Here is a 12,627-nt window from a genome sequence, read left to right as displayed (position 1 = left end):
GTTCATCAGGCGGCAGGCTATCGTTCTGCCGCCCACGTTAACTCACAATTTTGACAACATTTCGCGCGTCACCAGCACGATGCCGCCTTCCGAGCGATAAAAACGCTTGCTGTCCTCATCGGCGTTTTCCCCGATCACCATGCCCTCCGGAATGTGGCAGGCACGGTCGATGATGCAGCGCCGCAGGCGGCAGGAACGGCCGACGTTCACGTCCGGCAACAATACGGTAGAGTCGATGGTGCAAAACGAGTTCACTCGCACGCGCGGGAACAGCACCGAATGCACCACCACCGAGCCCGAGACGATACAGCCGCCGGACACCAGCGAGTTCATGGTCATGCCGTGGCTGCCGGAGCGATCCTGCACGAACTTGGCCGGCGGCAGCGGCTCCATGTGGGTGCGGATCGGCCAGGCGCGGTCGTACATGTCCAGCTCCGGCGTTACCGACGCCAGATCGAGGTTGGCGCGCCAGTAGGCGTCCAGCGTGCCCACGTCGCGCCAGTACGGCGGCAGGTCGGGGTTGGACGTCACGCAGGACAAGGTAAACGGATGCGCCCACGCCGCCTGCTGCGCGGTGATTTTCGGGATCAGATCCTTGCCGAAGTCGTGGCTGGAGCCAGGGGTCGACATATCCTCTTCCAATAGCTGGAACAGGTAGGCGGCATTGAAAATATAGATGCCCATGCTGGCCAGCGACATATCCGGGTTGCCCGGCATCGCCGGCGGATCGGCGGGTTTTTCCAGAAACTCGATGATGCGGTCGCTTTCATCCACCTTCATCACGCCGAATTCACCGGCCTCGCTGCGCGGTACCGGCAGGCAGGCCACGGTGCACTGAGCGCCCTTCTCGACGTGGTCGATCAACATGCGCGAGTAATCCATCTTGTAGATATGGTCACCCGCCAGGATCACCACGTATTCGGCCTCATAGCGGCGGATGATGTCCAGGTTCTGGTACACCGCATCGGCGGTGCCTTTGTACCAATGTTCGGTGCTGAGTCGCTGCTGGGCCGGCAGCAGGTCGACGAACTCGTTCATTTCCTCGTTGAGAAACGACCAGCCGCGCTGGATGTGCTGCACCAGCGTGTGCGACTGGTATTGGGTGATCACGCCGATGCGGCGGATGCCGGAGTTCAGGCAGTTCGACAGGGCGAAATCGATAATGCGGAATTTGCCGCCAAAGTGGACGGCGGGCTTGGCGCGGGTGGAGGTCAAATCTTTCAGGCGCGAGCCGCGGCCGCCGGCCAGGATCAGCGCTACGGATTTAATCGGCAGCTGGCGCGCCAACATCAGGGGGTCTTTATTTTCAAACCTAACCATAGCGGACTCCTTTTATTATTTCCGTACCAGTACGCAAAGCGAGCGCGCGGCCTGGTGCCAGGCGGGTAACACCGCCCGTGAGTCTTCCTGAGTGAACGGAGCGACAACCTGCCAATCGCCTTCCGGCAACCTCATCTCCACCGTTTGCGGCGTGGCGTTGACCAGCAGCAGCCAGCGCTGCGACAGCAGGATCTGCATGCGCAGCTCGCCCTGTTCCCACTGCTGCGCGTCGAGCGCCTGCCCTTGCGCGTTCAGCCACTGCACGCTGCCGTCGTCCTGCTGCCACCAGCGGTCCTGTTGCAACGCGGGGATCTGGCGGCGCAGCGCGATCAGCGCCGCGACGTAATCGGTCAGCGCGTCGTCCGCCGTGGCCCAGTCGAGCCAGGTGGTGGCGTTGTCCTGACAATAGGCGTTGTTGTTCCCCTGCTGGCTGTGTCCCTGTTCATCGCCGGCCAGCAGCATCGGCGTTCCCTGGGACAGCAACAGCGTAGCGAGCATCGCCCGCTGGCTGGCCCTGCGGCGTTGCACAATGGCGTCGTCGGCGACCAGGCCTTCCACGCCGTGGTTGTTGCTGAAATTGCGATCGCTGCCGTCGCGGTTGCCTTCGCCGTTCGGCTGATTGTGTTTCTCGTTGAAGCTGACCACGTCCTGCAGGGTAAAACCGTCATGAGCAGTCAGCATGTTGACGGTGGCGTAAGGCGCCCGCCCGCGCTGGTTGTACACATCGCTGGAGGCGGCAAAACGCCGGGCGAACTGGCCGAGCGACACGCCGCTCTGCAGCCAGAAACGGCGCATGTCGTCGCGATAATGGTCGTTCCATTCGGCGAAACGCCCGGGGAACGCCCCCACCTGATAGCCGCCGGGGCCAACGTCCCAAGGTTCGGCGATCAGCTTGCAGCGCGACAGCACATCGTCCGCCAGCATCGCCTGGAACAGCGGCGCATCACGATCGAACCCCGGCGTGCGGCCGAGCACGCTGCCCAGATCGAAACGGAAGCCGTCGACGTGGCACTCCCGCACCCAAAAACGCAGGCAATCCATCACCCAGGCCACGCCCTGCGGCTGATCCAATCGCAGGGTGTTGCCGCAGCCGGTGTCGTTGACGTAGTCCCCTTCGGGCGTCAGCCAGTAGTAGCTCAGGTTATCGATGCCGCTCAGCGACAGCATCGGTCCGTCCCTGTCCAGCTCGGCGCTGTGGTTAAACACCACGTCGAGGATCACCTCGATGCCGGCTTGGTGCAGCGCCTTGACCGCATCGCGAAATTCGTTCAGCGGCGTGCCCTCGGTGCTCAGGCTGGCGTAGCGGTTGTCCGGCGCATAGGGCGCCAGCACGTTATAGCCCCAGTAGTTGATCAGCCCCAGCCGCTGCAGGCGCGGTTCGGAGGTATGTTGCTGCACCGGCAGCAGTTCCAGCGCGGTGATGCCGAGGCGTTTGAAGTGGGCGATCATCGCCGGGTGCCCCAATGCGGCGAAGCTGCCGCGCAGCGCCGGCGGGATCTTCGGGTGCAGCAGCGTCAGGCCGCGCACGTGCGCTTCGTAAATCACCGTCTGCCCCCAGGGCGTGGCAGGCGGGCGATCGTCCTGCCAGTCGTACCGTTCGTCCACCACCACACATTTCGGCATCAGCTCGGCGCTGTCGTGCGGGTCCGGCTGATCGTAACCACCGTGCAGGTGCGGGTGGTCCCCCACCGGCCCTTCCACCGCGCGCGCGGCCGGATCGAGCGCCAGCTTGTTGGGGTTGAAACGCTGTCCATTTGCCGGGTCGAACGGGCCGTAGACCCGGTAACCGTAACGTTGTCCCGGCTTACCGCCCGGCAAATAGCCATGCCAGATATCGCCGCTGCGCGCCGGCAGCGGCAGGCGCACCTCACGCTGCTGGCCGTCGAACAGGCACAGCTCCACCCGCTCGGCGTGCGCCGAGTACAGGGTAAAGTTGATGCCTTCGCCGTCGTAATGCGCGCCCAGCGGCGCGGCGAGGCCGGCTGTCAGCTCCGTCATGACGCCTCCCGCAGCAAATAAATGGTCGCCAGCGGCGGCAGCGTCACGCAGATGGAAAAGTCGCGGCCGTGGCTGCCGACCGCTTCGGAAGAGACCTGCCCCTGATTGCCGGCGTTGCTGCCGTGATAGTGGTGCGAATCGGTATTGAGGATCTCGCGGTAGTCGCCGGCGCGCGAGAGGCCGATGCGGTAGCGGTAGCGCGGCACCGGGGTAAAGTTGCTGATGGCGATCAGCTCATTGCCCTGCGAATCGTAGCGCGCGAAAGCGAACACCGAGTTGTCGTGATCGTCGACCACCAGCCACTCGAAGCCATCCGGGCGATAGTCCCGCTCGTACAGCGGCGCCTGCTGCCGGTAGCAATGGTTCAGATCGCGCACCAGCCGCTGCACGCCGTTGTGCCAGTTATCCAACCCCTCCAGCAAATGCCAGTCGAGGCTGGTATCGAAATTCCACTCGCGCCCCTGCGCGAACTCGCAGCCCATAAACAGCAGCTTTTTGCCCGGATGCGCCCACATAAACCCGTAATAGGCGCGCAGGTTGGCGAACTTTTGCCAGGCGTCGCCTGGCATGCGGTCGAGGACCGATTTTTTGCCGTGCACCACTTCATCGTGCGAGATAGGCAACACGAAGTTCTCGGTATAGGCATACAGCATGCCGAAGGTCATCTGGTTGTGGTGATACTTGCGGTGCACCGGATCGCACTTCATGTAATTGAGCGTGTCGTGCATCCAGCCGAGGTTCCATTTGTAGTGGAACCCAAGACCGTTGGCGTCCGGCGGCAGGGTGACGCCGGGATAGTCGGTGGACTCTTCCGCCAGCGTCACCGCGCCCGGCTGCGCCTGGCCAATAGTCTGGTTGGTATAACGCAGGAAGGCGATCGCCTCCAGGTTCTCGTTGCCGCCGTAGTAATTCGGCACCCACTCGCCGTCGGCGCGGCTGTAGTCGCGATAGATCATCGACGCCACCGCATCGACCCGCAGCGCATCGATACCGAAACGCTCCAGCCAATACAGCGCGTTGCCCGCCAGGTAGTTGCGCACCTCGTGACGGCCGTAGTTGTAGATCAGCGTATTCCAGTCCTGATGATAGCCCTCGCGCGGATCGGCGTATTCGTACAGCGCGGTGCCGTCGAAATTCGCCAGGCCGTAGGCGTCGCTCGGGAAGTGCCCCGGCACCCAGTCGAGGATCACGTTGATGCCCGCCTCATGCGCCGCCGCCACGAACGCCCTGAAATCGGCCGGCGTGCCGAAGCGCCGGGTCGGCGCATACAGCCCCAGCGGCTGATAGCCCCAACTGCCGTCGAACGGGTGCTCGTTGATCGGCAGCAGCTCGATATGGGTGAATCCCATGTCCTTCACATAGTCGATAAGCTGCACCGCCAGCTCGCCGTAGCTGAGCCAGAAGTGGTTGTCGGTGTGGCGACGCCACGAGCCGAGATGCACCTCGTAGATGGCGATCGGCTGGTCAAAATCGTTGGCACGGCAGCGCGCCTGCGTCGACGGCACTCTCTCAGGCAGCGGCGCCACCAGCGAGGCGGTGTCCGGGCGCATCTGCGCCTCGAAGGCGTAAGGATCGGCTTTCAGCTGGGTATTACCGTAGCAATCGACGATTTCATATTTATACAGCTGGCCGGCCCGCACACCGGGCAGGAACAGCTCCCAGATGCCGTTTTCACGCCGCAGACGCATCGGATGGCGGCGGCCGTCCCAGAAGTTGAACTCCCCCACCACCGAGACGCGCTGGGCATTGGGCGCCCAGACGGCAAAACTGACGCCGTCGACGTCATCCAGCGTGGCGAGGTGGGCACCCAGGCGTTCATAGGGGCGCAGGTGCGTGCCCTCGGCCAGCAGCCAGCTGTCGATATCCTGCAGCAGCGGGCCAAACCGGTAGGGATCGTCAACGATCTGTTGATGATCGCGCCAGCTGACCTGCAGCTGATAGCGGAAAGGATTTTTTCGCCGCGGCACCACGGCGCTGAAGAAACCGCGCGGATCGTCGCAGTTCAGCTGAACCAGCCGCCGGCCGGTTTGCTGTTCTACCAGCCAGACTGCGCCGGCGTCCGGCAACAGCGCACGCACCTGCAGGCCGTTATCGGTCGCATGCATACCAAGCAGAGCAAAGGGATCGGCGTAATGGCCGGAGATGATCTGATCAATCACGTCACGATCGGGAAGTACAGGCATAGTCTTCTTCCTTAGATTAACAGCATGATCTAAGCACGGCTTGTTGGTTATTCCTTGGCCGTTTTGGTCATCATGCAATGCATTCGGACTCTAAAGCGTGATTGCGGTCGGTTATTGACCAATCTTTACTCTGCCGACCTGAATTTCGCTCTTTATGCTTATTTTTTGAAATATTTCAGTCATGGTGAAAAATTGTCCACCCATGCGTTAAGCATAGCCAATGTCTGTTAAAAACTGCTCAGCATTGCTCAGGAAAATTCTTCATTAAGAAAACTGCCAGCCCGGCGGCGTCTGAATGCGGCGGCTGACGAGGGGATATGCGGGGTACAGCCCAGTGAAACGAAGCTTGCGGTGACGTTGCCCGACGCGGTGCGCGGCGAACAAAAAGGCGGAAAATAAGGCTTTAGGGGGCTGAAATCAGCCAGCCCCCAGGAAGTACGGGTTTACAACAAAGTACAGAAGCAGAAGGTATCGCCTATTCCAAAGCAGAGATCACCTTCTCAAGAAACGATCGCGCTGTGTATCCCCATGGAGCTGGTGCAAACTCCCCATCAGCAAGTTCAGCAACAGCAAGTTCAAGCTGTTGTTCCTCAGGATATTGCGCCAGCAACACTCGGGCTTCATCGACGGTTTTTCTCACTGTCGCGGTATTTTCCGTCTCCCGATAAGAGGCCAGGATCTCTTCTACAGACTCTCCAAATAAATCATAATCTTGCCCAAAAAAAACACGCACAAGTGTACCGAGATTAGCGACTGAAAAGCCCATAGGGTCCCTTATCTGATAATGGGGTAAGCGGTTAAAATGTAATATGGCTTACCGTTGTAAATCTTCTTTAGCAAGACAACTCGCACGCTGTTGGACGTTAATTGAATTGCGCCTCCTTGCCTGTAGCCAAAACCAACCGCTTTACCCGCCTGATACGTGAGTTCAAGCACGTTGGCCGAAGCAGGCTGTTGCGCCCAGTGCTTAATAAGCGAGTGATTCACTCTCAACGCCCGACTAATTGCGTATTCAGCAGTACGTAAATCTGTAAACGTCGAGGCTGATTGTAAACCAGGGCTCTTTGCCAAGCGCTCCAACAACTCCTCTGAGCTTTTAGCGACATGCTTAGCAATGGTGTGCCCGCCGCCTTTGGCACCGGCTATAGACTCGTGCTCAAGCAATTTTAGTTGCCCCACCCGAACGGAAGCCACGCGCGCAACGCCTAAAGCGCTTGCAAACACCAAAGGAACGGCAATATCTACCGTTAAACCGACGTTGTAGGCCGTATCCTCGTCGGCCCCCAGCATCTGAGCCAGCAAAACCGCCGACTTGTAAGTATCTGTCGTAAATGATCGACCGGTAATGATCTGATTTGAAGCGGTTTTTATGCTATCCATACTGTGAGTACCTACGACCACGCATCCCACTTTGGTTAACAATGTTGGGTCAGGTGCATAGCACATAACCCCAGCCCCAAGAAGTTCGACGACTCCCCCCGCCAAACCCAGCCCCCCCATGAGCCGATTACTCCAGGTTTCCCCTTCTGTGACCGTGCTATCCGATATCACGGCCGCTAGCTGCACGGGCGAAAGCGCAACCTGCAATCCTTCGTTGGAGATCATATCCCTATACCTGCGCTATGTAGACAATGCGTTTATAAATACCACAGCACAGGTTAACTTGTAACCACACTCAGACAATACCGACATGACCCAACTCATATGAAAAAGCCCGCAATAAGCGGGCTTTGAAATACTACAGATGAACTGGCGAGTGGGGTTTACAACAGGATACGCAGCATGCGGCGCAGCGGCTCGGCCGCGCCCCACAGCAGCTGGTCGCCCACGGTGAACGCCGACAGGTACTCCGGCCCCATGTTCAGCTTGCGCAGACGGCCGACCGGCGTATTCAGCGTACCGGTCACCGCCGCCGGCGTCAGTTCGCGCATGGTCAGCTCGCGGTCGTTCGGGATCACGCGCACCCAGTCGTTGTGCGTCGCCAGCATCTGCTCGATGTCCGGCAGCGACACGTCTTTTTTCAGCTTCAGGGTGAACGCCTGGCTGTGGCAGCGCAGCGCGCCGACGCGCACGCACAGGCCATCGACCGGGATCACGCTGCCGGTATTCAGAATCTTGTTGGTTTCCGCCTGACCTTTCCACTCTTCACGGCTCTGGCCGTTGTCGAGCTGCTTGTCGATCCACGGGATCAGGCTGCCGGCCAGCGGCACGCCGAAGTTATCGGTCGGCAGTTTGCCGCTGCGGGTGGCTTCGGTCACCTTGCGCTCGATATCCAGAATGGCGGAAGCCGGGTCCTGCAGCTCTTTCGCCACGTCGGCATGCAGCATGCCCATTTGAGTCAGCAGTTCGCGCATGTGGCGCGCGCCGCCGCCGGAGGCCGCCTGGTAGGTGGCGACCGACGCCCATTCCACCAGATCGTTGGCGAACAGGCCGCCGAGCGACATCAGCATCAGGCTGACGGTGCAGTTGCCGCCAACGAAGGTTTTGATGCCCTTGTCCAGGCCCTGCTGAATCACCGCGTGGTTGACCGGATCCAGGATGATGATGGCGTCGTCCTGCATGCGCAGCGACGAGGCCGCGTCGATCCAGTAACCCTGCCAACCGCTGGCGCGCAGCTTAGGATACACTTCGTTGGTATAATCGCCGCCCTGACAGGTAATAATGATATCGAGCGCGCTCAGTGCGTCGATGTCATACGCATCCTGCAGCGTGCCTTGCTGGCCGCCGAAGGCCGGCGCGGCAGAACCGTGCTGCGAGGTGGAGAAAAAGACCGGGCGAATGGCGTCGAAATCGCGCTCTTCCGTCATGCGTTGCATGAGAACCGAGCCGACCATTCCGCGCCAACCGATGAAACCAACGTTTTTCATAATATCTGTGTCCCGCCCGGATAAGGGCTTATATAGGTGATAACGAGTTGTGTGCAATATCTCCTCACCTTACAAAATGTCGGCGCGGGCGCAAAGTGAATTTATTCGATGGCTGAGGATTTCTCAGCAATCCTTCTTATAGGCAAGGACGCGGCCGGAAAGGCCGAGGCGTTTTCCCGATCACGAGGTCACCATGACAGAGATGATTTCCGCTACGGTATTGCTGTTTTTAATTATGGATCCGCTGGGCAATCTGCCGATTTTCATGTCGGTGCTCAAGCATCTGGAGCCGCGCCGCCGCCGGGTGGTGCTGATCCGCGAGCTGCTGATCGCCCTGCTGCTGATGCTGATCTTCCTGTTCGCCGGCGAGAAAATTCTGGCGTTCCTCAATCTGCGCACCGAAACCGTCTCCATTTCCGGCGGCATCATTCTGTTTCTGATCGCCATCAAGATGATTTTCCCCACGCAGGAGGGGAACAGCTCCGGGCTGTCCGCCGGCGAGGAACCGTTCCTGGTGCCGCTGGCGATCCCACTGGTGGCCGGGCCGTCGATTCTGGCAGCGCTGATGCTGCTGTCGCACCAGTATCCGCATCAGCTGCCCCATCTGGTGGCGGCGCTGTTGATCGCCTGGGGTCTCTCTGCGGCCATTTTACTGATGTCGAACCTGTTCCTGCGCCTGCTGGGCAGCAAAGGCGTCAGCGCGCTGGAGCGGTTGATGGGGCTGATTCTGGTGATGCTGTCGACCCAGATGTTCCTGGACGGCGTGCGGGCTTACATGAAGCTGTAGGCGCCTGGCGGCGCCGACAACGGCCTGCGCTTAGCGGGCGGTAACGCGGCGAATATAGGCGAGCGTATCGGCGACCACGCCGTCCAGCGGCTGGTTGATGTCGATCGCTTGCACGTCCGGCTCCTGCTCGCCCGGCTCTTCCAACGTGGCGAACTGCGAAACCAGCATCTGCGGTTTGAAGAAGTGACCTTTGCGCTGCTTCAGGCGTTCCTCGATCACCGCCTTGTCGCCTTTCAGGTAGAGGAAATGCAGGTTGCTATTTCCTTCACGCAGGCGGTCGCGATAGCTTTTTTTCAGCGCCGAGCAAACCAGCAGCGACACGGGATTGGTGCGTTGCATGGCGAAGATGGCGTCGTTCAAGGCCGCCAGCCACGGGGCGCGATCGTTGTCGTCCAGCGCGTGCCCGGCAGCCATTTTGTTGATGTTGGCGCGCGGATGCAGGTAATCGCCGTCCAGCATGGCGGCCTCGGCCTCGTGGGCGACGGCGCTGGCCACGGCGGATTTGCCGCTGCCGGATACGCCCATCAGGATAAATACGTGATTCTGCGGATTGCTCATTGTGTCATGCCCTTATGGGAACTGGCGCGAGCGCCAAATGCGTCCCAACTGATAAAGATACTCTGGAACGCCGACGCCCCGCAGGGCGTCGGATAAAGATTATACGACCGTCGCCAGCAGCAGGCAGCCCACCAGGCCGCACACCGAGATGATGGTTTCCAGCACCGACCAGGATTTGATGGTTTCCATGATGCTCAGGTTGAAGTACTCCTTGAACAGCCAGAAGCCCGGATCGTTAACGTGCGAGAAGATAACGCTGCCGGAACCGACCGCAATCACCATCAGCTCAGGGCTGACGCCGGTAGTGGCGATCAGCGGCGCGACGATGCCGCCGGCGGTGATCGCCGCCACGGTGGCGGACCCCAGCGCCAGACGCAGCGCGGCGGCGATCGACCAAGCCATCAGAATCGGCGAAACGTTGCTGCCCTCCATCAGGCCGGCGATGTACTGCTCGACGCCGCTGTCCACCAGCACCTGCTTGAAGGCGCCGCCGCCGCCGATGATCAACAGCATCATGGCGATGATTTTAATCGAGTCGGTGATGGTGCCCATCACTTCATCCATGGTGCGGCCGCGGTTCAGGCCGAAGGTGAAGATGGCGATCAGCACGGCGATCAGGGTCGCCATCACCGGGTCGCCGAAGAACTCGGCGAAGCGCAGCAGGCTGTGGCCCTTCGGCAACACCATTTCAGCCACCGCGCGCAGCGCCATCAGGATCACCGGCACCAGCGACGTGGCAACGCTGACGCCAAAGCTCGGCATCTCCGCGTCGGTAAAGGTTTTCGGGTTGTACAGGCCTTCCGGCACCGGCTTGTCGATGCCTTTCAGGAAACGGGCATAGACCGGGCCGGCCAGGATCACCGTCGGGATCGCCAGCAGCGTGCCGTACAACAGGGTTTTACCCATGTCGGCATGGAAGATGGTGGCGATGGCGGTCGGGCCTGGGTGCGGTGGCAGGAAGCCGTGGGTCACCGACAGCGCGGCGGCCATCGGCACGCCGACGTACAGCAGCGGAATACGTGCGGAGGCGGCGATGGTGAACACCAGCGGCAGCAACAGCACGAAGCCCACTTCGTAGAACAGCGCGAAGCCGACGGTGAAACCGGTCAGCACCACCGCCCATTGAATGTGTTTTCTACCGAACTTGTCGATCAGCGTGGTGGCGATGCGCTGCGCGCCGCCGCAGTCCGCCAGCAGCTTGCCGAGCATGGCGCCGAAGCCCATGATCAGCGCCAGGCTGCCCAGCGTGCCGCCCACGCCGGCCTTGATGGAGCCGATGACCTTATCGACCGGCATACCCTGCGCAATCCCGACCGCCAGGGCAACCAGCACCAGAGAGATAAAGCCGTTCAGCTTGAAGCGGATCATCAGCAGCAGCAGCAGCGCTACGCCGCCTGCAACAATCACTAATGGCATAGTTTTTCTCCAACCTTTTATCGCGACTCTCTTTACGATAGGCGTAAAGCGTGCGGTTGTTTTATTTTTAGGCTCTTTCCCGGTGTTTAAGAAGAGCTGTAGGTGTTGTTGAATCAGAGGTTCAGTCTTGCAGCAAGATGACCGCACACTCGTTGTTACCGGTATCATGATACCGGTAACAACATGAGCGCCGGAACCGGGTAAGCGGCTAAAATTCGCGTTCTGGGACAGAGATCAAACTTATGTCAGCAACGAGCAGAGGGCTTACAGGCGGGATAACCCGCGCGCCTCAGGGCGCGCTGCAAAAAGAAAGGGTGTTAAAACATAACGTTAAAATGGCTCAGATACTGCCGCCGGGGATCACGGTGAAACCGACGTCCACCATGCGCGGGCACACCGTTTCGCCGCGCAGCCGGGCCAGCAAGCGCTCGGCGCCGATCTGCCCCATGCGTTCACGCGGCGTCAGCACGCTGGCCAGCTTCGGCACCATCACCTGGCCGATGTCATGGCCGTGGAAGCCGGCGATCGCCATATCCTGCGGGATCGACAGCCCCTGCCGCTGGCACTCGAAGGCCGCGCCGATCGCCAGGTCATCGTTGGTGCAGAAGATACTGTCGATCTGCGGATAGTCGCGCTGCGCCACGCGCAGCAATTCACCGCCGGCGGAATAGGAGGAAGACCGCGCAGTCATGATGCTGTACGGCTCCAGACCGGATTCACGCATCGCCTGCTCATACCCCTGCTGCTTGATGAGGGTACGTTCATCCTGGCGGGCGCCGAAATAGACCACGTGACGGTGGCCGTGCGCGATGATCTGCTGGGTCATCTGGCGCGCCGCCTCGAAGTTGTTGAAGCCCACCGCCAGATCGATGCACGGCGAGACGCAGTCCATCAGCTCTACCACCGGAATGCCCGCCACCTCGATCATTTTCAGGGTGCGCGGCGTGTGATGGCGCTCAGACAGGATCAGGCCGTCGATATTGTAAGACAGCAGCGAGGTCAGACGCTCTTCTTCACGCTCCGGCAGGTAGCCATAGTGCGCCAGCATGGTCTGGTAGTTGTGCGCGTCGGTCACGCTTTCGATGCCGCGCAGCACTTCGGCGAACACCTGGTTGGTCAACGACGGCAACAGCACGCCAATCGCCCGGCTGGTGGCGTTGGAGAGGATGTCCGGCGCGCGGTTGGGGATGTAGCCCAGCTCATCCAGCGCGACGGCGATTTTTTGCTGCAGGGCGGCGGAAACCTGGTCGGGATTGCGCAGATAACGGCTCACCGTCATCTTGGTCACGCCCACCTTGTCCGCCACATCCTGGAGTACCGGCCGTTTTTTCTTCATTATCAATGAACTGACTAACCGTGAATGGGCAGTCATTTTAGCAAAAAAAACGGCGGGCCGATATTGTCGGTTATGCGACGGCCAACGCAAAAAGGGCTCACACCGTGAGCCCTTCATACGGTGACAAAGGGGAAAAAGCGTGGTTTTTCCCCTTTGTGATTG

Annotated in this window: 10 protein-coding genes; 1 reads left to right on the top strand and 9 read right to left on the bottom strand. The window is 60.4% G+C overall.

Annotated features, from left to right (window positions below; translation table 11 throughout):
* Window positions 1–42: 42 nt before the first annotated feature.
* The 6 genes from glgC to asd form a co-directional block, all read right to left on the bottom strand.
* Complete coding sequence (gene glgC, locus FUU19_RS04685; RefSeq protein ID WP_004930810.1) at window positions 43–1,320, bottom strand: glucose-1-phosphate adenylyltransferase; 1,278 nt, start codon at window positions 1,318–1,320, stop codon at window positions 43–45.
* Window positions 1,321–1,335: 15 nt separating this feature from the next.
* Entirely contained in the window at window positions 1,336–3,318 is a 1,983-nt protein-coding gene (gene glgX / locus FUU19_RS04680; protein ID WP_230489975.1) for a glycogen debranching protein GlgX, read from the bottom strand.
* Window positions 3,315–5,501, bottom strand: a complete 2,187-nt coding sequence (gene glgB / locus FUU19_RS04675; RefSeq protein WP_141972097.1) for a 1,4-alpha-glucan branching protein GlgB — start codon at window positions 5,499–5,501, stop codon at window positions 3,315–3,317. The genes glgX and glgB overlap by 4 nt, the downstream gene beginning before the upstream one ends.
* Window positions 5,502–5,976: 475 nt before the next feature.
* Window positions 5,977–6,267, bottom strand: a complete 291-nt coding sequence (locus FUU19_RS04670) for a contact-dependent growth inhibition system immunity protein (RefSeq protein WP_230489974.1) — start codon at window positions 6,265–6,267, stop codon at window positions 5,977–5,979.
* A gap of 8 nt (window positions 6,268–6,275) precedes the next feature.
* Window positions 6,276–7,106: an RNase A-like domain-containing protein gene (locus FUU19_RS04665; RefSeq protein WP_230489973.1), complete on the bottom strand. Its 831-nt coding sequence runs from the start codon at window positions 7,104–7,106 to the stop codon at window positions 6,276–6,278.
* A gap of 158 nt (window positions 7,107–7,264) precedes the next feature.
* Window positions 7,265–8,368: an aspartate-semialdehyde dehydrogenase gene (asd, locus tag FUU19_RS04660; RefSeq protein ID WP_049205578.1), complete on the bottom strand. Its 1,104-nt coding sequence runs from the start codon at window positions 8,366–8,368 to the stop codon at window positions 7,265–7,267.
* A 193-nt stretch (window positions 8,369–8,561) separates the two neighbouring features.
* On the opposite strand from asd, the gene FUU19_RS04655 reads away from it, so the two are divergent.
* Window positions 8,562–9,155 carry a YhgN family NAAT transporter gene (locus FUU19_RS04655; RefSeq protein ID WP_004930825.1) on the top strand — a complete coding sequence of 198 codons (594 nt, stop codon included), beginning with the start codon at window positions 8,562–8,564 and terminating at the stop codon, window positions 9,153–9,155.
* A gap of 30 nt (window positions 9,156–9,185) precedes the next feature.
* On the opposite strand, the gene gntK is transcribed toward FUU19_RS04655, so the two are convergent.
* The 3 genes from gntK to gntR all read right to left on the bottom strand — a co-directional run bounded on the left by gntK (window position 9,186) and on the right by gntR (window position 12,465).
* Window positions 9,186–9,713: a gluconokinase gene (gntK, locus tag FUU19_RS04650; RefSeq protein ID WP_033631893.1), complete on the bottom strand. Its 528-nt coding sequence runs from the start codon at window positions 9,711–9,713 to the stop codon at window positions 9,186–9,188.
* A gap of 99 nt (window positions 9,714–9,812) precedes the next feature.
* A complete protein-coding gene (gntT, locus tag FUU19_RS04645; protein WP_016930400.1) occupies window positions 9,813–11,129 on the bottom strand; it encodes a gluconate transporter in 1,317 nt (438 codons plus the stop codon).
* A gap of 340 nt (window positions 11,130–11,469) precedes the next feature.
* Window positions 11,470–12,465, bottom strand: a complete 996-nt coding sequence (gntR, locus tag FUU19_RS04640; RefSeq protein ID WP_197834631.1) for a gluconate operon transcriptional repressor GntR — start codon at window positions 12,463–12,465, stop codon at window positions 11,470–11,472.
* Between the last annotated feature and the right edge of the window lie 162 nt (window positions 12,466–12,627).

The sequence above is a fragment of the Serratia montpellierensis genome (genome assembly GCF_020858655.1).
Taxonomy (GTDB): Bacteria; Pseudomonadota; Gammaproteobacteria; order Enterobacterales; family Enterobacteriaceae; genus Serratia; species Serratia montpellierensis.
The sequence above is the reverse complement of the archived record's forward strand: the minus strand, read 5'-3'. Positions and strand labels throughout refer to the sequence as shown.